Source organism: Dyadobacter psychrotolerans (assembly GCF_004349265.1).
Classification (GTDB): domain Bacteria; phylum Bacteroidota; class Bacteroidia; order Cytophagales; family Spirosomataceae; genus Dyadobacter; species Dyadobacter psychrotolerans.
Genome location: NZ_SMFL01000004.1, coordinates 131,418 through 153,421, shown reverse-complemented (window position 1 = coordinate 153,421; position 22,004 = coordinate 131,418). Strand labels below are relative to the sequence as shown.

Genomic DNA, 22,004 nt, shown 5'->3' with positions numbered 1-22,004 from the left:
ATCAGCTGACACACCAAATAATGTTCGGTTTTTTACGTCAGGATTTTAAATGTGTAAAGTTATCAAACAGTAATTCTTTGGCCTCATTAAGACTTTCGATTTCGCCCCATTGGTTTGCTTCCAACACTGAATCACATTTTTCACAATAAGCGGTAACTTCTGCAAATTCTTCACCTTCTTCGTTACTGCTATTTCGTACGCTTATGTTGTCGTCCGTAATCAAGTGATTATTAATGCATCTTATAATCATAGTTATTATTGTGTAAACTGTAAATTGATAAAGTAGTTAAAGGGCATAAAATCCGTCGACCATAGATAAAAATAACTATACTGGCCAACACAGTTGTTATTAGCTATGAGGACCATACAGTCAGAACCGTCTGTGTTTTCCGGACCACACAGATAGAAATATCTATGTTTGCCGGCAATCACAGCTAGAAGTAACTATGTAGCCAGGTTGTACAGTTAAAACCGTCTGTGTTACCGGGTACATAGACGGTTTTGTCTATACCAGATGTGATAATGCTTGAATGATGGCATTCCTTTCTTTGGCAGGCAGGGAAACCAGTTTTTGCACCTCCCTTTGTATTTTTCGTTTCACGCGCTGTCTATCAATGTAATCGTCTCCCAGATAGTCGTATTGGTGCAAATGGCCTTCATCGTTGTGATAATTCATATAAAGAAGTTCAGTTGCCAATCCAGCTCTGGTTTGTGCGGAAAAACTATGTAGGTTCCAATTTTTAAGAAATTCAGTATATAATTCATTTTCATAAGTGCTGATCAGGACATCTACGTTTTTAGGCAGTGCTAATACCACTTTTAAAAGCTGCTCGTGTTGCTGATCGGTCATTTCATGCTTATAAACATGCCTGTCAGAACGGCGGGAAAGTAGCGGATATGGCGGATCGAGATAAATGCAGTAACGGTATTGCGGGATAAAATCAAACGTTGAAAGAAATTCTATTGCGCATTTATTTGATATCACACAGTCAGGAATATCTATGCCGGATCTCAGTGCCTGAAAGACCTTCACGTTAATTTCATTAATGTAGGTCTTAACCAGCGCCGGTTTTTTGAATTGGGCAATTGCACCCGATCCGCCACATGGTTCTATATAAATATCATGCGGCATAATCTGGTTGATGATCTGATGACGCACACCTGATCCGTTCTTGCTTCCGAAATAGTTTTTATAAACTTGGTTTTGTATCCGTGACATATTTCCCTTTCATTATAAGCGCTGTTTCACGCCGTGACATTTTAAATAACCACTCGCCCTGATGGGTCACATGTGACATTTTTAGGTGCAACTCCCTCAGGAAATTCACACCGTGACAAATTTCGGTTCAATTACACCGGTTAAATCACACGTGACATTTTGATATTTAACTGTGATCAATCCGTCACGTTTCCTTGACAAACGTTTCCTGCAGGTCTGGTTTGCTGTAACCTGTTTCCCAAATACGAACCTACCGCAACCACAAGCACATAACTTTGAATTGAAAATTGTAAATGGATTCTCGCTTGTTAATGCTTCCAGAATGGCACGGCTCACTTCATTGGAAACAGCGGCATGAACGCCATTTCCTACGGCTCTGTATTTTGCCACTTTATGAAGTTCAGGAAGATCATAACCCGCCGGTAAACCTTGTAGCTCACAGAATTCCTGAAAACTTCTTTTGCCTATCCTGCTACCTTCCGTTGCTGTTACACAAGGTTCGGCTACCCCTTCAAAATCCATTCGTTTGATGTTAAGGATCAAACCAGTTTTCGAACCAAATTGAAAGTGTCGTAATCGAGATTGCTTGTGCCCGACATGAAGCGGGGAAAGATCAAACCTTTGGATATGGTAACCATCAATTTCAAGACTTGGTACGCCTGGGACATTTTCCATCAGGAACCAATCACAATCAGATTCCAAAACAATCCTGCAAAATTCGCCCAGCAATTCAAGCCCTTCACCTGTTGGTTCTGTTCGTCGCAATCTTGAAAAATCCTGACATGGTGGCCCCCCAATGATGCCGGTAAAAAAACCTTTACTGCAATGAAAATTCCTGACATCACCACCAAGTATTTTTTCCGGTGCCCTGACCACGCAGAAACCGTTTGATTCAAAGCCAGAATCCAATAGCCCGATGCCGGAAAAAAGAGATAATACCAACTGTGAATTTATCATATTTAGTAGTCCTGGTTAAGTCACATTTGGCATGTGACATTTTTTGTTTTCGCTTTATCCGGAACGTCACATTTGGTGTGACGTTTTAATTATCCTTTCGCGCTGCCGTTTCACATTTCGGCTGCAGTATAGTCATAATTATCTATGCTACCAAATCAAAAAAAGGGGCGTTCCTTTCGGTTCGCCCCTTTTCTACTTGCACCCCGCAAAGTAGATTCTTTAATATACTTTCAATGCTGGCTGTCTTCCGTACACACGTCCAATGTTGTGGCCGTTCACGGTGACGTTGTCTTCGTATTCGTGTGGAGCAAGGAAATCGTTTTGGTATATTACTACTCCGCCACCATCACCAGTGCAATCAATAGCAAAGCCTTTTTTGCCTTCCAGAATATCACGTTCACAGAACAGATTGTGATTGATTGGCATTGTGCCGCCGTTCATGTGTAAACCCTGTGTTCCCGGTGTTGGCGTAAAATTACCCCGGCTGCTTGTGTAGGCTGCAAAATGTGGCACTTTAATTCGGTTCCTGATTCCCCAGACTACTTCCATCGCTGCAACGGCTGCATCCTGTGTAGCGGCAAACATGGAGTGCATCAACCCTGTGTAACTGTCTCCCGGTTGACCGTTTTGTCCGGGTGTCCAGTTTTGCCAGTTCCCGCCGGTTGGTCTAAACCTTGGCATTACATCATTTGGGTTGTTCTGCCAGAAATGCAGTTTGGTTGTATCGTCTCCGAACTGTGAATTAGGTGCATCCCACATTGCAGAACCTCCTACCAGAATGAGAGACCAGAAAGCAATTTTAAACTGTTCATCCCAAGGCGCTGCTACCTGCGTGAACTTGGTTTCGATTTCGCCGTTCGGGAATGGGATAATGTCGCCAGTTCTGGCACCTTCAATTCCTACACGTCCGCCGCCTGCTCTTTCTACAAAACTTTCTGTTTTGGTACAGGTGAAGATTGAAACCTCACATTCATTGTTTTGTCCCTGATACGTCATTGTTCCCACTTTTACCCGGTTACGTACGTATGCAAATTCCATCGGGAAGTGATATTTGTTTTGGAACAAATAATACTTCTGGTTAACATTTCGGTTTATGTGGTGATTGCGGGTAAAGAATTCGCTTATACCGCTGAAACCGTCTGTTGGATCGTATTTATTATGAACGTGCGTTGTTACGCTTTTCTCGTAATTTTCGCGTGTCATCCATTGCAATTCAGGACGAACATAGCCGTAAAACTGATCACCACCGTAATCACCCCAGTTTCCTTTCTTGGTTCCTTTTTTAATTCGGGCACCTTCATAAAACGCAGAAGTTTTCCCGTAAATATCCGGATCATTATTCTGCATATTTTCCGCAATCTCTGAACTCAGATAAGAACTTGTGGAATTACCCATGTGTTCCATTGCAGCACCGCCCATATCTTTCAACGTTGCCTCGGAAACGATACTCGAGTCACCTTTCATCCAAGTCCAGAACGTTCCGGGTTGTGTTCCCTGTCCGATTGCAATGTAAGGCTGCACACCCAGCGCAATTACTTTTTCCCGGCTGTCCTGAATATTACGGTGTCCTACTGCATGGTGCTTGTTGTACGGCTCCCAGTTTTTAGGCTGCGCAACGGACGGCCAAAGCAGTTGACGACTTGCAACCGACCATACAGGCCAAATAGAATTAGCTGTTGGTTCGTCTGAGTGAACAGAAAGGAAAATTTGCGACATCCTGCCATTATCGGTGTTAACCCCGTCGTTCCAACCATCAAATTTATTATCAAACGTTGCAAGGTCTGGTATTTTGTTTGATTTCATTACGTACTGCGCAATAGTGTGACCGCCATCAGGAGCAACATAGTTTTGCAGATTGTTATAACTTCCATCTGCATTTTTCAACGGGAAATTACCGATAGCATAAAACACGTTGTCGTCACCCAGTTTATTCAATCCACCGGCTGTTCTAACCAACCCCGGCGTATTGTCGGTGATTCCGTTCCCTGTGATCTGAATACTGAATTCAGGCGTTTTATTGTAGTGGTACTCCCTGCCTGAAACCTTTGTTGTGTAAACCCCTTTCGGTAAATCTGCACTTCCCGGCGTCCACGTGTAATCAGGTAAAGGTGTCACCGTACCCGGATTCGTTGGTGTGGGCGTTGTTGGCGTTGTATTCCCTGTCAGGAATCCCGGGCGCAAACCTGTGTAACTTGGTGCAGCGGCTACTGCTTCGGCTGCTTTCTTTCTGGTGAAGAAATATAAGACAATTACACCCATCACAAAGAAAATCAGCTGCCTGTTTTCTTTCTTTTTAAGCCATCTTTCGAATGATTTCATATTCGTTTTGCTTGGGAGAATTAAATTTTTGAAGGAAACCAACCCGTCGCATTAATGGCCGCAATCATGGCATCAGAGATCGCCTTTTGTGCTGTTGGGTGAATTGTGTCAGATGCTAAGTAATTTGCGGTGTTGGTCCGGTCAAATGCATTGGCCAAACTTTCGTATTTCAGGTTCGGCGAATTGATTGAGGCAACAATTGAGGCCTGTATTTGCCTGCCTAATTCAATTCTGGCCTCTGTGGTGTTATCTGCAGACGGGGTTGAGCCAAAAATCATAATTTTGGCATTCGGGTACATTGCTCTGTTGTAATTGATAATGAACCTCATGTTATTTTCGAAAATTACCCTATTTGCTGGTGTGGACATACCACCGGAACCAAGATTATTCGCATCGTTTGCGCCAATCATAATACAAATAAGATCAGCTCTTTGTATGTCGTAATAACCCCACTTAATGGCTTGAACCATTCCATCAGTCGTCATTGACCCTTGACCTTTATTGACAGGGCGCGATCTATACCCCCGGCTTTTTAAGTGCCTGTTAATTTGCAGCGAGAAATGTTCCGTGTTTCTATCATTCTCAAAGTACCCAGCACCCGTACCATTTGTTATTGAGTCACCATCAAACCTGAACACAAAATCCGCGTTACGATCTAATTGTTTAGTAATCGAGTGACCAACAAAAACGATGTCCAAATCAAGCGGGGTAGTATCAGTTGCATCGTAACCAGCGACAACAAACGTCACTGTACTCATCCAGCCAATTTTCAGAAACTCGTGCTCAATCTCAAAATATTGATTGGGTACTAATGGATATGGTGCATTTATTCTGCTGTAACCGTTTGGTGCTAGGTTGTCGTTAGGGCCTTTAAATATATTATTGGCAATATTATCAACCCTGATACTTATATCTATTTTTCTATTGGACTTAACCCTTAAACTCGATATATAGGGAAAAAAGGGCGGTGAAATGTTATAGGTACTTCCGAAACTGAAATTCACCAATGCCAAATCCTGACCTACACTAGTAATTGCAGTTCCTCTTAGCCTCGTTACATATGTCCAAGGCATACCTTCCGTTTCGCAAATATCCTTCATTGTGATATTTACCGGATTGCTTCTTACCAGACCACCGTCTTTTAAAATCTTCGAGGCATTAAAAGAATCCTTTATTCCATTGTAATAAGTTTGGTCAACTTTTACAGGAAAACCAGATTGTCCAAAGGCAGAAACCGCAAACAGAAGCGGTATTAAAAACTTAAATAGATTTTTCATATTTTAAATAAGGTTGGATACTTTGTCGAATGGAACTGCGTAAAGATCAGCCTTGGTTAATGCTGACCCGTCATTGTAATAAAGTTGCTTTTTTGGGGTGTCACTAAAATTTATATCCAATGAAGCAAGGATGAAACCGGCACGCTTCATTGGGAATGTTAATTCGTTAATTGTGGACGTGTGAAAGATTTGGTTCGTTTCAAAATCCGCAACCAGACTGGTATAGCGTTTATCCTGATCGATCAACAGTTGCTTATAGTTATTGTCGGTTGAAACAACTACCGCGCGTCTCCTGAAAATAACAATCAGGATGATGATAATCAGAATAATATGCTTTGCTTTCATAGTCCTATAAAATTAAAATGACGGTTCTAACCACTGCAACGGCAATAAATACCGCTATTGTTTTGCCCCGCCTTTTGGTTTTTGCTTTGTATTTGTCGCGGTCTCTTTCTGCCTGAATTCGTGTTGCTGCCTGATCTTCAACCTGTTTTAAAAGACTGGAATTGTAGGCTTTCAGGATGTCGCGTTCAATTGTGATCTGATCACAGATTTGCAGGTCTCTAACGATCAGTTGTTTTGTTGTCGGAATTCGGGTAACGTTTTGACAAATACCCGTCTGCCTGTTCATCAGTAGGCAAAGTATTAAACAGGCTATCTTGGCGGCGTTGTAAAGTTTTGATTTGGGTTTCATAAGCCTGATTGGTAACGATAAGATTAACGGGTTTTTGCTCACTGCAACGGCTTATCCCGGATACAACCAGACCGCCAACAACGGCAAAGAAAAACGGACGTAGAGCCGCAATGATAGATTTTGCTTTAACAAGAATTTCGAAAGTGTTCATTCTGGATCGTCTTTTGTTAAGTCTGCAGGGTTTCCCGAACCCATAAATTTGTTTAGCCTTTTTATTATGAACGGCGGTACATAAGCCGGATCAATTGCGTTAATATTCCTTGCTGCGCTCAGTGATTCTTTTGCAACCATGTAGCCATACAAAACCACGTCAATCCATGTAAAAAGAAAATTTGGTTTGTCGTGGATGGTGAAAGATGTGAGTACGTGGGAAAGAACCAAAACCCCGAAATAGAGAAAAACTTTTACTATGAATCGTTCAGCCTGGGTGAAACTTAGTGACCGCCAACCGCCGTATTTTATTGCTTTCCAAGTGCCGAAAAATGTATCAAGCATTACCAACACAAACAGGAACCCTACAAATTTCCAATCATCAAAAATGTACTTTGAGAACAGTTCTGCGAAAATTGCAAACCAGACGGCAAAGACAGTTGAACCCTTTGTAAACATTGAGGATAGGTATTCGTATAGGGTATTAATCATTGCTTTGAACTTCACTTTTTATTTTTTTTTCTTCTGAGATAAAACACGATTGCTACTACCAGTACTATCCAAAAAAAAAAGCTACTGCCTGCTACGGCTCCACTTGAATACATCCGTATTTCTTCCTCACGGCGTTTAATTAGCCCGTCGCTAATTCTCTTTACACCGTTCACAGTTTCGTACTTCCATTTGCGCCACTCAGCAAAAATTGCTTCCGTGTTGTTTGGATTGGCGTTGATCAGTTTGCGAAGACCGGAATTTGCAAAAGCAGTTGTACCGGCATTGTAGACAAAACTTACACAGGCATCGAATTGACCTTGCAGCAATGAAGCGGTGATATTTTTGTTTACACCATTTACCGCGATACCAATGTGATAATTAAGAAGCTGCACGGCTCTGTCTTGCGTGATGGTTTGCCCGGATTTTACCCGGCTTCCATCTTCATAGTAAGTAAAACCCCAACCAATCGTTAAAGTACCATTTGAATCAGGATACGCTTTAAGTCTTAGTTTTTCGCGGTTTTTGAGTACCTGAACACCGGAAGAACTGAATTGCATATTGGCCATACTGTCAGGATAATTGTTGTTGATTATTCTTGTACAGGGCTGCAACGTATTCCGAAAGTTCAGCAGGTGAAAACCAGTCGATCAGATCAGTGGTTAAATTCCGGTTAAACTGCTTTAAATACTCAGCTTTAACACCTTCATAATCACCTGTGAAAGATGCCAAATCTATTTGCCAAGGAATTTCAATACCTTCATCATTGGTAATATATGTTCGCACACCATCAGCAATAAGAGATCGGTACATTCCGGCTAATTGCTGATTAGTCATAGTTAGACGCCTTAACCCTCCTTTGCTTTGAACATACAGGTATAGAAACACCGCTGCAATAATCCCGATGATCCAATATTTTTTATTTTGAGCTTTGGTCATGAGTTCAGGATTTGAAGAAATTTATTATAATCGGAATCTGAAAGTTCCGCCTGCAGGTCTTTTGTCAGATCACGTTTGTACAGCGTGTTATACTGATTATAAACAGCCTTGTACATTTGTCCACGTGATTGAGCGGCAAGCCCAAATATTAATTCTTCGTTAGTTCCGTCCGAATCAATTGCCCACTCCCAGCCACTTGGATTTATTGCATTTTTGAACGATGTAGCCAGGGCATTTGCATTAAGATAACCGCCTGTGTTTCCACCAATCCCGGAATTTGCTTTGCTTTCCGCCGCTGCTTCCGCCCACTTACGCAGAATGAAATACGCAGCAATCGCAATCAGGTATTTTCTTTTCCCCTTCACTAACGATCCTGATAATGCCACAAAGGCCGGGAGAATAACAGATAACAGATTGATAATTAATGCGTAGTTCATTCTATGTAAGTTTTAAGCGAAAATGTTCATGTTTTTGACCATGCTAAGTACTTTTTTAGCTTCGGTGATACCTTTCTTTGTCATTAGCTCAGCAATCATTTTTGGTTCGCTTTCTACGAACTGTTTAAGCTCAACCACCGTTTCCGGGTTGGTTTGAATAAACTCTGTCATGCTGTCAAGCATTGCGCAGGTTTCGTCTGTACCGATAACCGTTGCTGATGTTTGTACAAATCTGAGTAACGATTCTTTTAGTTCTTGTTCCGTTTTCATTAGGTTGACTTTTGCGGGGAATGGATAATTATTTAGATTGTCACGTTACTAAAACCGTTTGGCCCGGCTGTGAATGACTTTGCCGTTTTGATCAGGTTGAAAACCTTACCGAGCTTTTCCAGTGGATCAATATCATTTTCCTTGTCTTCGTCAGCTTGCGTGTAAATTACCAGTGCAAGTGCGTCAAGCTTTTCTTCGATCCTGACAAGCCGTTGAGATGTTTCTATTTCCCGCTTCATCCTTTCGTAGTCTGATTCCGGGTTAAAATTATTTCGGGTTAAACTCATGCTGGGTTGTCGGTCTGGCAAGGTGAATTCATCAGTAAAACCGCCTTTCTCACCATTGCTATTTTTATAAAAAACTATTTTGTAATTACCGCCCGGTCGGTTTTCAAGTTCGGTCTGTAAAAGCTCAATAGCCTTTTCCCGACTTTTTACCGGATTTTCTTCCACATCGCAAACACTCAGACGGGTAGTACCTCTGTACAATTTCCAGAAAGGTAGATTCCTTCTTTCGGCGGATGCCAGTACGTATTCCATTCCGTTCATACTCTTTTACTTTTACGGGGATTTTTGAAATAAACATGTGATTGTCCAGGTGTTTGTTTAGCCTGGACAATCACAGGAAGTCGAATTATTTTTTGCCCTTTTCAGCAGAAATTGCTTTTCTTAATGCAGCAATTTTTTTCTTTTCTGCTAACTTCTCCTGTTTAACCTTGTTTACTTTTTTGGCCGCTGCCAGTTTCGTTTCAAGGGATTTTACAGTAACTTTTTTTGCCTTAGCCATATCTGATACCAGTATTTAAAATGAATGATTTGAATAAATGCCCGTACTCACATGTAGTACGGGACTTTTGCAGAGCAATACTTTTTGAGATCGGTTTCTTAGAAGATTCGTTTCAGTGCCTTTTTGCCACTTTTGGTAAGTGTTACATACAGTACGATTGCAACGAAAAGCGTAAACCATGGATAATCCTGCATGAACTTGAAAGGGTTGCTCAGGCCTGAAAAGTCGCTTGGAAAGAAGCTGCTGGTAGCAGGAGTTGTTCCTGTTGCGGTGTCGGTACCAGAAATAACCGCGGTTTTGGTCTTCAATTCGTCAATTTCAGCAAGGGTTACGCCTGCACCTTTCAAGGTATACGCAGCTTGCGCAAGGAACAAACGAGGCAAACCATCAGCACCCGTAACATTTGTAATTGTGGGAAAATACGCGCTGTTTCCTGATCCTGCTGTTACAAAGTTTGGTTCAACCGTGTCAATCAATTTAGACAAATTGAAATCACTTTGAATTGCAAAATTTGACGCGCCAATCAATGTTTCAATCTGGCTTCTACGCATGTACGTAAACCGCTCTGCATTGTTTTCAAGCACTTTGATCATAGCGGCATATTGCCCGTCCGTAGACTTACCGACATAAATAATGCCTTGTCCGGCAGCACCGCCATAATACCCGATGTTGGTTATTAATTTAACATCCATTGTTTTTTGTATTTAAGTTGTTTTAAGGTTGCTTATCTGTTACTTTTTCTTCATTAAAAACACGATCAACACAATTGCAACTGCTACGATAACCAGCAGGTTATTGTTATTCGAGCTTGTTTGCGCGTAGGGTGTGGGTATGTATCCTGTGGTTGGTTGAGCTTGCGCGTTACCGCCGAATATGGCAGTAACTAACGCTGGCACAACTCCAATAACTTGTTCCCACCATTTTGTACCTGTTGTTGCCGTTGCCGGTTTTGGTGCTGTTGAATTCGTGTAGGTCACATTCCCAGACGGATCCGTTGTAAATTGTAAAATCGGTATGTCATCCATTTTTTTATCGAAGTCTTGGTAGGTTAAAACTCACTGGTATATCGACGTTTACATAAAAACCTTCGACGTTCAAACGGCCTTTTAAGCGGATATCCAAAACCTGATCTTTCAGGCCGTTTGCAAAACCGGGTATTGCCGCCGCCAAACTTGTAAAAGATGTCCTTACGATTGTCCGTAGCTCCGACGGTCCGTAGGGTAATATCTTTTGGCTTGAAGAAAAATAAGCCTGTCCAATGTTTTGATTTTCAACCCAGATTAACAGATCAATTGAGCCAATATTCAAAGTTCCGTCACTGGCATTAAATGCACGAATTGGCAGTTCGAAAAATATTTCATTAATGCCTTGTATCCTGAAATTTCTTGGTAATCCCGGAGTTAAGGATAAACTTTGAAATGCACGTCTTTTTTGCAGGATCACGAAAACCAATGCTACTATGCAGGCAGTGATTAAAATCTTTTTTTCTTTCTTCATTTTCGCGATTTGATAAATAGGAATAGAAGAATTCCGCCAATCCAGTACTTTATTTTTGAATTGCTTTCAACCGTGCTTCCTTGAACAATATTTCCGTTTTCATCCATTTGATACGGTATTTCGCTTGATCCGGGGCCGGTTGGGTTATCAATAATACCTTCCTCATTGTAGCGCACGAAAACGTTCACCCAAAGCGGAATAGTTGTTTGAACGGCCTTGCCTTGGCGGTTGAAAGGAAATGTTGCTTTCACTTCAACCGAAAAAAGATCGATACGTCCGAACGGTGATTTCTTGGCAAAATAATTTCCTGTATAACTCCCAACTACCTGATTAACCGGCGTTGAACACTGCTCTTTTGTTTTACCATCCACACCGAAAAGCGTCGCCTGTTCTTTGTCTTCCCAAAACCGTAAAAGGTTGGTAGTGGAATACAGTATCTTTCCAACAGGCGGCAATATTTGACCGCTTGCCAATACTAATTTGGTTTCAGTCGGAACCGGGGTCGGGTCGGGTAGCTGTGAATCTGGAACCGCAACGGTCGAGTAAACCGGGCCGCGTCCGTCATCTGATGCGCTCCTGACATTATTGGCAGTCAGGTAAAATGAACTACCGTACCCTAATCCTGTGATATTATTTAGAACTACGTAACTCATTTCTTTTTCTTTTTTTTACGAAGCAGCAAAGCAGCTCCCACTGCAACAGCTCCTAATGTTGTTGTACTAATGCCGGTTGTCGGCGGCGGAATAACCGTTGTGTCGGGTGTTGTGCCCGGCCTTACCTGATTAATGTATGTCGGGTTATATCCCTCAGTGGTGCCCTTGTCGCCTCTTGAAGGCTCTCTTGTGTATCCACTCATTGTTTATAAATGATAAAAGCCGCAATCCCAAATAAGGCAAGTGGCAATAAATTTAATTTTTGAACTTCCGCTGTGTAGTTGTCGTAATAGGTCTTGATCTGGATTATTTCCGCCTGAACTTCCCTTGCTTCTCCAACCAGTGCAACCAGTGCTTTGCTGTCTTTTTTCTTTTCTGCTGCACTAACTATAAATCCCGCAATCTGTAAAACCGCACCGCCTATCTGTGTGTATGGTGTCGGTATTGCCGTTGCCACACTTCCGATTCCTGATAACCAACTTGCCGCCGTGCTTTTACCATCCAGTTTCGCGCCCTGCTCAATCATTCCCTGCATTTGCGCTGCATATCTGTTCAGTGCCGATTCCAGATTGATTATTTGCACATTTAGCCACGCCTTGCGATCCATTGTGTTCGCATTGTAAGCCAAAGCCGCCTTTCTGAAATACTCAGCATTGAGTGTCGGAGTAGTTTTGACGGTTACATAGGACATAGGATTTTTTGTGCATTTTTTCTGTTACAAATGTGTAATATCCTGTTTTATAGGATTATAGAAATTCGTATCTTGTATAGCAATCCATCACAAATTATTAGCATGAATCAGGATTATAGAGCGCAAATTTTCCCAAAATCAAAAAGTGAACTGTTTCTGGAATACGAAGACACAATTTCCATTTGCACATTCAGGAAATGGCTAAAAGAATTATCCGATGATGGAAAAATCAGGAAGGGAATTAAGATTCTGACCTCAAAAGAGGTTGCAACTGTCTACGAAGAACTTGGAATACCGTCAAAAACGGTAATTTTGAAGGTTTGACGGCGATTTTTACACTTTTTTCTACCGATAAAAAAGTGATTTCAGAGCGATAATGGTAGCGATATTGATAGCGATTTCGAAATTTGATTCGAATTGATATAAAATTTATAATATTCTGTCAAAAGTCAGACGGACAATGGACAGGACATATTTATATATAGGCAAAGTTGTCTGTCTGTCCAAAATATTATACTGAATTGGCAGGGTGCTGCACCGAAAATACAGCGATTTTATTCTGTTTGACATATCAAATCGGACTGTTTTATGCTTGTTCTTAGGACAATACTATTTGTCTTTTTGTCTATCTCCCAATAGACAGACACTTTTTTCCCCTATATGTATTTATGTCTGTCTGTCTATATGTGTATGCGCGTGTCTGTTGGCGGTTGACTATTTGAAAAATTCAAAAATTAATTAATCCATCAGGCACAAAAAAGCCGCTCTGAAAATTTCAAAGCGGCAAAAGACATTTTCTGAAATTCGAATTTAATAACCGTACGCAGTACCAGATTGGATGCTTTCAGGATTGGAATAATACATTTTACGTCCGGTTGTCTCATGCTGTTGGATAAAAACAACGTGAGCACCCATTTCAATAGCATCTTTCTTTATGCGTTCAGTTGCTTTTTTGTCAGCACCTTTTACGGTACGCATTCCCCAATAACCACCGGCTTTGCCTTTAACCTCACCTTTGCGCTTTAGACCAATAACCTCGTTTGGATTGTTTGTAATAATCACATGCTGCCATCCTTCCTCGCCGGAAACATCTACCTTATCTGAAATTGTTTCTTCTCTACCGGATGCATATTTTACTTTGTTTACAGCGGCCTTACCGATCGTATTAGTTACAGTCTCACCCGGGAACGTGTACGAAATACTGTTTTCATTCACAGCAAGAACTTTAACCTGCATGTTGTTTCCGCCGTGCGTGGTAATCAAATCTTGTGACATTGCCGATGTAGTTAGTAAAAAGGCAACGGCAAAGAGTAAATTTTTCATTTTGTTTGAGGTTTATGTTTGTGTAAAGAAACCAAAAAACCGCTCAACATGGAGCGGTTTTTTTGAATTTAATTAACAGCCGGTTCGGTAGTTGGTGTGACCACATTTAGAACTTCCGGTTTTTTGACGGGCGGCAATGGCAGTTCCTTTGCTTTCTTGGCAAGCGATTCTCGGGCCGCTGACAGTTCCTTTTGTGTGATCAGGTTCGTTTCCAGCTGTATACTACGATTCGGGCCAATGATCGCATGAAGGTAACCTTCAACCCCTACTGGTAAAGCGTCTAAGGCTTTGATAATGGCATTTTTTGTTGCATGTGACATAATTTGAATTGTTTGATTGTTATGGTAAATAAAAATTGGTAATACCGTTTTTAGCGATCGTAGATAGTAACAGGGCGTTATCTTTCCTTAATTCTTCCCTTTGCCACATCAACCGCCTGATCTGGGCATCCTTTGCGGTCTGAAAAACATTTCTCCAATTTGCATTAAGGCGTTTTGCTGTTACCCTGGGTGTGGTGATTGAGTTCATTCGTTCGAGTCTGTTAAATTGTTGTGATACTTCCAGATTGGAACATTGTGAAACCGATCTGATTTTCTAAGTGCTCAATAATTTTGAAGGCTTCCGGATCATTTATTTTAACTTGATGTACATCGTGAGCGGACATATAAATACATACTCGACAACTAAAACGAGATAGATATTTATAAACCGGATGTAACGGGATGTTATGCATTTTTAAGTAATTGAATACCTGATCACTATTCCAGTCTTTAATTGGGTTCCAGTCCCACACAGTTCGACGCGAATTTGTCATTGATTTATTCCTTGAAAGGTGTTTTGCTTTTTTTCGGTTTGGACTTTCTTCACTACGTATTCCCATGCAGTTAATAACCAGTTTATCAGTGACATTCTGCCTGATCCACGTCTGAATAGGTCCGCGTTTCAAATCGCTGGTGCATTGTCTGGTCTGCATGCCGGGAAACATCTTTCTACGTACCACCATTTCTAAAAAGGTCTTATTAGGATTTCTCGCAACATTCAGGTGCAGACCGAAACTTTCTACGATACCACGCGACCAGCTTTCTGCATCTTTATGCTCCCATCCTGTGTCAGCAAAAACAACATGCTTTTCGGTGTCTGGATACTTTTCACACAAGTAAGCCAACATTGCACAACTATCTTTTCCACCTGAAAAATTAATAACCAGTACCATTATTCGATTCAGTTAATATTAATAATTCATTTTAACCACACAATTCGCCTTGTCCAGTTCCGCATTATTCACAATCTCCATGACTTCCTGTATCAGCTCCCGGTTGGTTACAATATCTAATTCCATTTGCCAGTCAGGCTCCATCGACTTCATAGGATCGTGCAAAACCATGTTGAATTGTTCGCAATCAGGAACCGACACGCAAACCTGCGCAAGAAGATCTTGAATTTGTGTTTTTAAACCTTGTACTGATATTTTCAGATTCGCATTCATAAGTATTACTCGTTTATGGTTATGGTTTTGTTTTCGTCATTGTAGCTGATTATTCCGAACTGAATTGCGGATGCAACCTTCCGTTCACAGGTCTTAATTGAGCAGGAAAGAATATTAGCCAGTGTCTTTTGAGCCTGACTTTTATCAAGCGTCTTAAATCCGCCAAACAGGTTTTTCATTGCTGCATGGAGTTCATCCCGCTTGCGTTCTTCGGCACTCTTAGACCGTTCGTTTTTGAAGCTGCTTTTTACACTTTCATCAGCCAGGGCAAACCGTTTCAGCTCGTGATTCCATTGAAAATATATGGCTTCAAAATCAGAGGTTCCGCGCAAGTATCTGGCTTGTATCCAGTGTAATTGTTTTTCTCTGTCTTTCTGGATGCTGATCGCGCCGCCGCACTTCCGTTCCGCTTCCGATCCAATGTGGCCGCGATACTTGCCGCCGTTCGGATTTTCGTGGATTGCCAGAATGATTGAGGTATCCTTTTCACTTGATTTTTTCATCAGGTGATTGATAAACTTGTTACTTTCTTCCTCGTTATTCACGCTGGTAACAAAGTCGGTGACACCGTCAATGAAGTATAAGTGCTCGTTTTCAAATTCTTCAAAACACTGTTCAAGCCATTGTATGCGCTCTTCTACGGAATATTCACGTAGGTTAAAAACATATAGGTTTTCAGGCTCCTTTTCCAGTCCGGCTATTTCCATCACCTTACGTACAATGCCCATCGTATAGGGCTTAGGCTGTTCGGTATCAATGTAGATCACCGGATTTTTTCCTGCGTTGACTGATTCGATCAGCAACGTTTCTTCCGGGTTGAAATTTGCCGGAACAAAGCAGGATGCAAGCATCATGTTGATAATGTTGGTCTTTCCTGCCTTGGGTGCACCGGATACAAAGGAAATATCACCTCTCACCGCAAAATTTGACCCGTTGATTTTGACAACGGGTACAAGCTCCTTAATCTGGGTTTTTAGCGTTATGCGTGCATCGAATATTCCCTTCTTACGGAACTGCTGACTTACTGTTGGTTGAACTGTTAATTTGATCGGTTCCGGCGGTTGGTCGGGTTGTTCGTCCTGTAAGAAGCTCGCTACTATACTCATGGTAAAATTGTAATGCTAATTTTTTGTTTAATGCGTCAGGCAGTAGCCGGGCTAACTGGAAAAATATCATTGGCCGTACTTGAATCGCTTCAACTTTGCCCGTAAAATGAACCAACGCCGGGCGGTGAATCATTAGTTGGTTAAATGCAGCCTCGAACAATTCAATCAATGCTGTGAGCCGTTCAATAGTCTTTTTTAGCTTGCCTTCCCGTTCCTTTGATTGGAATAATGCGTTTGCAATCGCTTCGTGATCATCGATAAAATTCAGCTCGTTTTGTAGCCATTTTGGAATCGGCTGTGATGGTAAAATCTTACTCTCGAGATATGTCCGTTTATTTTTGGCCTGAGCCAAAACCGCCTCTAATTGTTCTCTGGTCATAATATCTCAGTGAAGTAATCAGAAAATTGACTTTCATAAATGGTCATGAAAAACGGAACCTTTTCACTGTTATTATTGAAAATCATCACCTTATCAACCGACATTAGTGTCACGACGTTTAAGTGAATTTCTTCACCAGCCTTTAAATGCTTGACATTCTGTTTTGCAACGTAGTTACCCGAAAATGCTCTTACTGCTCTTAACGTGGCTTTCTTTGGAATCTCCTTTTTCATGGATGCAGATCGGTAAGAGACGCTTTAAAATGCATTTTTGAGAATTCGAGATTCATTTTAATTCTACGACCAAAATGAATCTTGTGGGTAGATACCGTAGTTGTAGTAATTCTTTTTGCCAGTGCTACAACCGTAGAACCCTGCCCAACTCTAAATATAAATCCTGTCGTTATCCCAGGAATATCATTTTTATCAAATGTGTACTTGTCAATTTGCGAGCCGCCATAAGTGAATATGTGACCGGCTAGGAATCTCTCTTTGTTGCTCATGGGTGCTGATCGGTTAGAGGTTCGATGAAATTCATTTTAGAAAACAGAAGGGACTTATTTATCATATCTGACAAGTGCAGTCTCTGGGTTTTCACAGAAGTTTTAGTGAAACCTATTACCATTGCTTCATACCCTTGGTTTCTATCCACACGAAAGATGTTTGGTTTAATCGCCATGTCTCCAGAATCCACATATTCAAATTCTGAGTATTTCCAGTTATTGTATGTGAATTTGTGATTCGCTAAAAATCTCTCTCTATTGGTCATTTGGATTTAAATTTTTATAGTCTGAAAAGAACTTATTGGCATAAATTAAGGCCTTATCGAAAGCGGCCTTTGTAGTCTCCGGTCTATTGTCAGTTACCGGCGTCGGGTGCATTTGCAGTTTGCAGATCAGGTTCGTAGGTGATATTACAACCTGCATCTCAAAGTCATAATCTGGCTGGATGGCGGAATAAATTACGACTCCATAATCCGTTGTTTCCTTTCTGTACTTCATAGCATAAAATGTTTTTCGTACAGGTCCATCAGGAATGACAGGAAACCATAGAGCGCAAACCAACCGGCTGCAAATAGTAATGCGTATCCTAAGAAAGTTCGAATCGTTTTCATCACGCAGGAATGGCAATGCCGTATTTGGATGAAAGATTTTTTGTCAAATATTGAGAATCGTACACCAGTTCGGATTTAGCCACATTGTAACAATACCCAGTCTGATCATATATGAATCTCAGAAAACTGGCCTTTGGGTCTGCCTCCTTTATTGCTCGGTAAAAAGTAGCGTTAGAACAACTGAATCGCAATAAATAGCTGTTTTTGAACTCGGTAGCCTCAGATGGTGATAGTGATTCATACCAATCACTAATTTTTTTGAAAGATTTTTCTGATTTTCTCATTATTTGATATTTAAGTTTCATTATTTGATACTGTCAAAGGACGTATGAAAAACTCGTATTATCAAATTTTGAGAATAATAATTATCAAATAATGAGAAATAATTTTAGAGCAGGTAAAATTTTAACTGACCTCGCTGAAAAACAAGGCTGGACAATCGAAGAGTTGGCCGGTATACTGGAAATAGCCCCCTCAAACTTATATAAGAAATTAAAAATGAATGATTTAGATACCAAGTTCCTGCGAAAGGCCGCGGATGCCGCTGGTGTGGACATTAGCAGGCTTTTCGCTGTTCAGGTCACCCAGACCGGGAAATTCAACACATTTGGAGATGCTCAGGTTAATTATAAATCAACCCTTCAAAATTTAGAAGATGCGGTATTGACAGAAAAGGTAACCGGATTGGAAAAAGAAAATATTGCCTTAAAACAACAGATTGCAACACTTAATAAACTTGTAAGCCTCTATGAATCTGCGAAATAATTGCTACTCTATCTGCTACTTTTTTGCTGCTACTTTTGCTATTTTTTCGTTTGTAAGCCTAATTCACTGGCTTACAAACGGTTATTTTAATTTTTCAGAGAATCTCTTCCTCTCTACGTAAATCCTGTAAGTCAAAAGCTTGCAGGATTTTTTGTTTTTTGACGCTAACTTTTGGGAAGGCATATGGAGAGTTTCGAATCATATTCTCATTGTTCGTTACAATTTCACATTTTCTGACCCGTACCCTTGGCCCGTTTCTCTACCGTACAACGGTCACCTTAAGAAACGTTGCGGGAATTGAAGTTGTGTTTTTGTTTTTACTCTGGTTGTGACTTTTAAACAAAACTTCCAGTTCACCGTGAAGGTCGTCAGTCCTGCCATTTTTTTCGGCCGCTTCGAACGCGTTCATCGTAGGGCCGTAATAACTCCTGAAATTATCAAGGAAAACCTGCGGCGCATAAGGGGCCTGAAATGTGAACGTCTCCCGACTGAATGATATATTTTCTGTCTTTACACCAGCCGCAGTGAAACGTTCGGTAACACTACTTTCCACTCCCCAAAGCATTGGGCTTATAAAACCTTCAGGTGGTGCAGGCGTGTAAGCAGAGCTCACTTTCAATATTTGTGCTACCAGAGTTGGGTCACCCGGAATCCAGTTTCCCATTACAATTCTTCCACCGTGACGCGTCACACGCACAAGTTCTTTGGCTACACCAAACGGTCTTGGGGCAAACATTGCTCCAAAAATACTCATGACCAGATCGAATTGCTCATCTTGAATGTCCTTTAAATCAACCGCGTCACCGTGTTGAAATACAATGTTCGTAAGACCTTCTTTACAAATACGTGCATTACCCGCATCGACAAGGTTTCTTGCAATATCGACGCCCAGAACATTTGCTCCGAGTCTGGCTGCCGGGAGCGCTGTAGTACCGTCACCACAACCCAGATCCAACACATTCATTCCCTTAGAGATACCCAACTTCGCCACCAGATCGGCACCGCTTTGGCGCATGGTTTCTGCCAGACGAGTGAAATCCCCTTTTTCCCACAAAGCTTGATTTGCATTCATTTGTCTTTTCCGTTTTGCTACAACAGTACAAAACAAAATAATACAAATCAGCAGATCACTACCGATTAATCAAATTGTGCTTACACCCTTTCTCAGCGTTTTGGTTTTGAGAATTTTTGCGCTAAAAAGATATTGAATTTATTAAACGGGTAGCTTGGAGCGGGAAATCAACAATAAGATACTGCTGATGCTACTGGCAGACAATACCTTGATTTACAGAATGATCGGATAGGGTGCATTGATTTCAAACAAAAAAAACCGGAAGAAAATCTCCCGGCCTAGCATGCAGAATATACTGCACTTAACTTATAGTTTGAAACGACTCAATCTCTGTAAGGGCCTGAGCAATTCCTGATCTTTGTTTTTGTAGCAGACCAAGATGATCTGCGTGTTCCACATAATTCTCCAGGGCAGCATCGAATTTATCTATTGCTGCTTTTTCGCCGGTGGTAACCGCTTCTAAAATAGCACTATCCTCTTTACTGCTTAGTGCCTGTTTAATATCAATCCATGTTCGGTGTAATACGCCTAAAATTCCTCCTTCCTCATTTGTAGACTCGCCGCCATGGGTGGCAATATGGTCTTTCAGTTCCTGCGCATAGCCAGCACGTTGTGTAGAAAACTTAGTAAATAGTGCTTTCAGTTCAGGATTATCGGTAGCGTCAGCCGCAGACTCATAACCCTCTTTACCATCGTTGATGATATCTACAAGACCTTTCAGATCACTAATGATTTCATTGTTATTTCCCATTGTTTCTAGTTTTTGATATGCGTACAGACAACTATATGCCGGTAATCCTATGATAAAAATTGTGCCTGATTAGTCGTAAATGTTTCAGAAACATTTTGTAACCTTCAATCCTCATTATGGTTACCGAAAAGTTCACTTGTTTTTTGCACGACTGATGATACGATGAAATTAAATTGCCGTATATTGTTTTTTCTGAGGTTCAACCAATAGTCCTCCCCCCAAAACATTGTATTGGTGTTTCGAAGGATGAGTATTTAATAAAATTCGAAACATCTCTCGTTATGAAAGTTTGCAATCCGAAATCACGTTATCATCTATCGATAAAACGAAATTATAAAGTTCTGGAAGTTGGGCCTGGAAACTATCCTCATCCCCGATCGAATGTACTGGTTGAAAAGTTTCTTGATATTAATTACCACAGATCAGGTGATGTGCGTGTGCTAAAAAATCAAAGGTTAATCGCTGCCGAAGGGGAAGATCTTCCGTTTTCAGATAATTCATTTGATTATACAATATGCAGCCACGTATTGGAACATGTTGAAGATCCTGTCAGGTTCATTTCTGAGCAGACCCGCGTATCTCCAAGGGGTTATATTGAAACTCCCTCTATTATTGGGGAATACCTTATGCCAAAAGAATCGCACAAATGGGTGCTGCTGGAAATCGATGATAAAATTGTAATGTATGAAAAAAGCAAAATAGGGTTTAATACCTGCCCGGATCTTGGATATTTGTTTCTGGACTATCTACCAACGACTTCGATAGGATACAAAATTCTGCAAAGAACGAATTTTGGCCTGACCAATGTAAGTTATGAATGGCGTGAAAATGTCGATCTTTTAATCAATCCCGATAGTTCTTATTATATGGATTTTTTCACCAAGCCGGTTGGGGAAATTTTTTGCAATAAAATATTCAGCAAGCGAAGCATCGCAGACGAAGCAAAAATGGCACTTTGGGCAGTATCCGATATATTCAAGTACGCCTTTAAAAGCAAAATATTAAAAATCAAAAGTTGAGGATAAAATCGTCAAAGTAATTTGATGTCATTCGCAACAACAGTAAGGTCATCGTTAAACTGATGGCCACCTGCTTTAATTTCGCGAAAAGATGCCCAGGGAAGATTCTGCTGGTAGGTTTTCATTTGTGTGGATGGAACTTCCTGGTCATCCATGCAATGATAAAAAAACAATGGAGTTTTTTCGTTGAGCCGTCGGGCAAAATCCGGCTTTAATTTGAATGGTACCACCCAATCTTCTTCACCATGCCAGAAAGGTGTCGCGATAAGAAAAATACCTCCAATCTCTTTTTTAATATTAGTTTCAGAAAGGCAAGCCAGTAACATGGAAGCTCCAAATGAGTGACCGACCAGAATAACACCATCTTTACTTTCTGAAATTTCCTTTTCGATCTGTTTGCGCCTTCCCAGGTCGGGCGTGCCATTGTCGGGCAAAAAGGGATAATGAATCAGGAAATCCGGACCCAATTCTGATTTTAAAGAAGCAACCAGTTTTTCATCCACTTCATAATCCTGCTCTGATCCACCACCATGGAAGAATATAATTTGATTTGCCATATCCGAATGCTTTAATAGCTGTGATATAATACGCCAAATAATTATACCAATATGA

At 41.0% G+C, this 22,004-nt stretch carries 36 protein-coding genes; 3 read left to right on the top strand and 33 right to left on the bottom strand.

Annotated elements, in window-relative coordinates; translation table 11 throughout:
* Window positions 1-37: 37 nt before the first annotated feature.
* The 20 genes from E0F88_RS12320 to E0F88_RS12230 form a co-directional block, all read right to left on the bottom strand.
* The gene (locus tag E0F88_RS12320; protein WP_131958566.1) at window positions 38-250 is read right to left on the bottom strand and encodes a hypothetical protein; all 213 of its coding nucleotides are present in this window, start codon (window positions 248-250) and stop codon (window positions 38-40) included.
* A 255-nt stretch (window positions 251-505) separates the two neighbouring features.
* Window positions 506-1,219: a DNA adenine methylase gene (locus E0F88_RS12315; protein ID WP_131958565.1), complete on the bottom strand. Its 714-nt coding sequence runs from the start codon at window positions 1,217-1,219 to the stop codon at window positions 506-508.
* Window positions 1,220-1,324: 105 nt separating this feature from the next.
* Window positions 1,325-2,176, bottom strand: a complete 852-nt coding sequence (locus E0F88_RS12310) for a DNA cytosine methyltransferase (protein WP_131958564.1) — start codon at window positions 2,174-2,176, stop codon at window positions 1,325-1,327.
* A 219-nt stretch (window positions 2,177-2,395) separates the two neighbouring features.
* Window positions 2,396-4,495, bottom strand: a complete 2,100-nt coding sequence (locus tag E0F88_RS12305; protein WP_131958563.1) for a hypothetical protein — start codon at window positions 4,493-4,495, stop codon at window positions 2,396-2,398.
* A gap of 20 nt (window positions 4,496-4,515) precedes the next feature.
* Window positions 4,516-5,772 carry an SGNH/GDSL hydrolase family protein gene (locus E0F88_RS12300; RefSeq protein ID WP_131958562.1) on the bottom strand — a complete coding sequence of 419 codons (1,257 nt, stop codon included), beginning with the start codon at window positions 5,770-5,772 and terminating at the stop codon, window positions 4,516-4,518.
* A gap of 3 nt (window positions 5,773-5,775) precedes the next feature.
* Window positions 5,776-6,117, bottom strand: coding sequence for a hypothetical protein (locus tag E0F88_RS12295; RefSeq protein WP_131958561.1), 342 nt, complete (start codon window positions 6,115-6,117; stop codon window positions 5,776-5,778).
* Window positions 6,118-6,121: 4 nt separating this feature from the next.
* Window positions 6,122-6,466, bottom strand: a complete 345-nt coding sequence (locus E0F88_RS12290; protein WP_131958560.1) for a hypothetical protein — start codon at window positions 6,464-6,466, stop codon at window positions 6,122-6,124.
* Between the two features lie 147 nt (window positions 6,467-6,613).
* Window positions 6,614-7,123, bottom strand: a complete 510-nt coding sequence (locus E0F88_RS12285) for a phage holin family protein (RefSeq protein WP_131958559.1) — start codon at window positions 7,121-7,123, stop codon at window positions 6,614-6,616.
* Window positions 7,120-7,674 carry a lysozyme gene (locus E0F88_RS12280; protein ID WP_131958558.1) on the bottom strand — a complete coding sequence of 185 codons (555 nt, stop codon included), beginning with the start codon at window positions 7,672-7,674 and terminating at the stop codon, window positions 7,120-7,122. Before E0F88_RS12280 ends, E0F88_RS12285 begins: the two co-directional genes overlap by 4 nt.
* Window positions 7,675-7,678: 4 nt before the next feature.
* Window positions 7,679-8,044 (bottom strand): hypothetical protein, encoded by a 366-nt coding sequence (locus E0F88_RS12275; protein WP_131958557.1) that lies wholly within the window; start codon window positions 8,042-8,044, stop codon window positions 7,679-7,681.
* Window positions 8,041-8,481: a hypothetical protein gene (locus E0F88_RS12270; RefSeq protein WP_131958556.1), complete on the bottom strand. Its 441-nt coding sequence runs from the start codon at window positions 8,479-8,481 to the stop codon at window positions 8,041-8,043. The genes E0F88_RS12275 and E0F88_RS12270 overlap by 4 nt, the downstream gene beginning before the upstream one ends.
* A gap of 12 nt (window positions 8,482-8,493) precedes the next feature.
* Window positions 8,494-8,751 carry a hypothetical protein gene (locus E0F88_RS12265; RefSeq protein ID WP_131958555.1) on the bottom strand — a complete coding sequence of 86 codons (258 nt, stop codon included), beginning with the start codon at window positions 8,749-8,751 and terminating at the stop codon, window positions 8,494-8,496.
* A gap of 32 nt (window positions 8,752-8,783) precedes the next feature.
* Window positions 8,784-9,299 (bottom strand): hypothetical protein, encoded by a 516-nt coding sequence (locus E0F88_RS12260; RefSeq protein WP_131958554.1) that lies wholly within the window; start codon window positions 9,297-9,299, stop codon window positions 8,784-8,786.
* A gap of 85 nt (window positions 9,300-9,384) precedes the next feature.
* Window positions 9,385-9,537, bottom strand: coding sequence for a hypothetical protein (locus E0F88_RS33685; protein ID WP_165940051.1), 153 nt, complete (start codon window positions 9,535-9,537; stop codon window positions 9,385-9,387).
* A gap of 98 nt (window positions 9,538-9,635) precedes the next feature.
* Entirely contained in the window at window positions 9,636-10,229 is a 594-nt protein-coding gene (locus E0F88_RS12255; RefSeq protein WP_131958553.1) for a hypothetical protein, read from the bottom strand.
* A gap of 39 nt (window positions 10,230-10,268) precedes the next feature.
* The gene (locus E0F88_RS12250; RefSeq protein WP_131958552.1) at window positions 10,269-10,562 is read right to left on the bottom strand and encodes a hypothetical protein; all 294 of its coding nucleotides are present in this window, start codon (window positions 10,560-10,562) and stop codon (window positions 10,269-10,271) included.
* Between the two features lie 4 nt (window positions 10,563-10,566).
* Window positions 10,567-11,034 carry an LEA/WHy family protein gene (locus tag E0F88_RS12245; RefSeq protein WP_131958551.1) on the bottom strand — a complete coding sequence of 156 codons (468 nt, stop codon included), beginning with the start codon at window positions 11,032-11,034 and terminating at the stop codon, window positions 10,567-10,569.
* On the bottom strand, window positions 11,031-11,687 hold the full coding sequence (locus E0F88_RS12240) for a hypothetical protein (RefSeq protein WP_131958550.1): 657 nt from the start codon (window positions 11,685-11,687) through the stop codon (window positions 11,031-11,033). Before E0F88_RS12240 ends, E0F88_RS12245 begins: the two co-directional genes overlap by 4 nt.
* The gene (locus E0F88_RS12235) at window positions 11,684-11,890 is read right to left on the bottom strand and encodes an LPXTG cell wall anchor domain-containing protein (protein WP_131958549.1); all 207 of its coding nucleotides are present in this window, start codon (window positions 11,888-11,890) and stop codon (window positions 11,684-11,686) included. Before E0F88_RS12235 ends, E0F88_RS12240 begins: the two co-directional genes overlap by 4 nt.
* Window positions 11,887-12,378 carry a hypothetical protein gene (locus E0F88_RS12230; RefSeq protein WP_131958548.1) on the bottom strand — a complete coding sequence of 164 codons (492 nt, stop codon included), beginning with the start codon at window positions 12,376-12,378 and terminating at the stop codon, window positions 11,887-11,889. The genes E0F88_RS12235 and E0F88_RS12230 overlap by 4 nt, the downstream gene beginning before the upstream one ends.
* 102 nt (window positions 12,379-12,480) lie before the next feature.
* Here E0F88_RS12230 and E0F88_RS12225 point away from each other — a divergent pair, with 102 nt between their 5' ends.
* Entirely contained in the window at window positions 12,481-12,702 is a 222-nt protein-coding gene (locus tag E0F88_RS12225; protein ID WP_131958547.1) for a hypothetical protein, read from the top strand.
* A gap of 486 nt (window positions 12,703-13,188) precedes the next feature.
* Here E0F88_RS12225 and E0F88_RS12220 read toward each other — a convergent pair whose 3' ends face one another.
* From E0F88_RS12220 to E0F88_RS12175, 10 genes are all read right to left on the bottom strand, one after another.
* Window positions 13,189-13,701 carry a hypothetical protein gene (locus E0F88_RS12220; RefSeq protein ID WP_131958546.1) on the bottom strand — a complete coding sequence of 171 codons (513 nt, stop codon included), beginning with the start codon at window positions 13,699-13,701 and terminating at the stop codon, window positions 13,189-13,191.
* Window positions 13,702-13,769: 68 nt separating this feature from the next.
* A complete protein-coding gene (locus E0F88_RS12215) occupies window positions 13,770-14,021 on the bottom strand; it encodes a hypothetical protein (RefSeq protein WP_131958545.1) in 252 nt (83 codons plus the stop codon).
* A 19-nt stretch (window positions 14,022-14,040) separates the two neighbouring features.
* Window positions 14,041-14,229: a hypothetical protein gene (locus E0F88_RS12210; RefSeq protein ID WP_131958544.1), complete on the bottom strand. Its 189-nt coding sequence runs from the start codon at window positions 14,227-14,229 to the stop codon at window positions 14,041-14,043.
* Window positions 14,230-14,242: 13 nt separating this feature from the next.
* Window positions 14,243-14,914, bottom strand: a complete 672-nt coding sequence (locus E0F88_RS12205; RefSeq protein WP_131958543.1) for a phosphoadenosine phosphosulfate reductase family protein — start codon at window positions 14,912-14,914, stop codon at window positions 14,243-14,245.
* 18 nt (window positions 14,915-14,932) lie between these two features.
* Window positions 14,933-15,187 (bottom strand): hypothetical protein, encoded by a 255-nt coding sequence (locus tag E0F88_RS12200; RefSeq protein WP_131958542.1) that lies wholly within the window; start codon window positions 15,185-15,187, stop codon window positions 14,933-14,935.
* 5 nt (window positions 15,188-15,192) lie between these two features.
* Window positions 15,193-16,293, bottom strand: a complete 1,101-nt coding sequence (locus tag E0F88_RS12195; RefSeq protein WP_131958541.1) for a hypothetical protein — start codon at window positions 16,291-16,293, stop codon at window positions 15,193-15,195.
* Complete coding sequence (locus E0F88_RS12190; protein ID WP_131958540.1) at window positions 16,193-16,672, bottom strand: hypothetical protein; 480 nt, start codon at window positions 16,670-16,672, stop codon at window positions 16,193-16,195. Before E0F88_RS12190 ends, E0F88_RS12195 begins: the two co-directional genes overlap by 101 nt.
* Window positions 16,669-16,905: a hypothetical protein gene (locus E0F88_RS12185; RefSeq protein ID WP_131958539.1), complete on the bottom strand. Its 237-nt coding sequence runs from the start codon at window positions 16,903-16,905 to the stop codon at window positions 16,669-16,671. Before E0F88_RS12185 ends, E0F88_RS12190 begins: the two co-directional genes overlap by 4 nt.
* Entirely contained in the window at window positions 16,902-17,174 is a 273-nt protein-coding gene (locus E0F88_RS12180) for a hypothetical protein (RefSeq protein WP_131958538.1), read from the bottom strand. The genes E0F88_RS12185 and E0F88_RS12180 overlap by 4 nt, the downstream gene beginning before the upstream one ends.
* A gap of 255 nt (window positions 17,175-17,429) precedes the next feature.
* A complete protein-coding gene (locus E0F88_RS12175; RefSeq protein WP_131958537.1) occupies window positions 17,430-17,672 on the bottom strand; it encodes a hypothetical protein in 243 nt (80 codons plus the stop codon).
* Between the two features lie 488 nt (window positions 17,673-18,160).
* Between E0F88_RS12175 and E0F88_RS12170 the strand changes: the two genes are divergently transcribed.
* Complete coding sequence (locus E0F88_RS12170; protein WP_131958536.1) at window positions 18,161-18,550, top strand: helix-turn-helix domain-containing protein; 390 nt, start codon at window positions 18,161-18,163, stop codon at window positions 18,548-18,550.
* A 259-nt stretch (window positions 18,551-18,809) separates the two neighbouring features.
* Here E0F88_RS12170 and E0F88_RS12165 read toward each other — a convergent pair whose 3' ends face one another.
* Together E0F88_RS12165 and E0F88_RS12160 are read right to left on the bottom strand one after the other, a co-directional pair.
* Window positions 18,810-19,622 (bottom strand): class I SAM-dependent methyltransferase, encoded by an 813-nt coding sequence (locus E0F88_RS12165; protein ID WP_131958535.1) that lies wholly within the window; start codon window positions 19,620-19,622, stop codon window positions 18,810-18,812.
* A gap of 301 nt (window positions 19,623-19,923) precedes the next feature.
* A complete protein-coding gene (locus E0F88_RS12160) occupies window positions 19,924-20,373 on the bottom strand; it encodes a ferritin-like domain-containing protein (RefSeq protein ID WP_131958534.1) in 450 nt (149 codons plus the stop codon).
* Window positions 20,374-20,654: 281 nt separating this feature from the next.
* On the opposite strand from E0F88_RS12160, the gene E0F88_RS12155 reads away from it, so the two are divergent.
* Window positions 20,655-21,392, top strand: coding sequence for a class I SAM-dependent methyltransferase (locus E0F88_RS12155; RefSeq protein ID WP_131958533.1), 738 nt, complete (start codon window positions 20,655-20,657; stop codon window positions 21,390-21,392).
* Window positions 21,393-21,403: 11 nt separating this feature from the next.
* On the opposite strand, the gene E0F88_RS12150 is transcribed toward E0F88_RS12155, so the two are convergent.
* The gene (locus tag E0F88_RS12150; RefSeq protein ID WP_131958532.1) at window positions 21,404-21,949 is read right to left on the bottom strand and encodes an alpha/beta hydrolase; all 546 of its coding nucleotides are present in this window, start codon (window positions 21,947-21,949) and stop codon (window positions 21,404-21,406) included.
* Window positions 21,950-22,004: the final 55 nt, after the last annotated feature.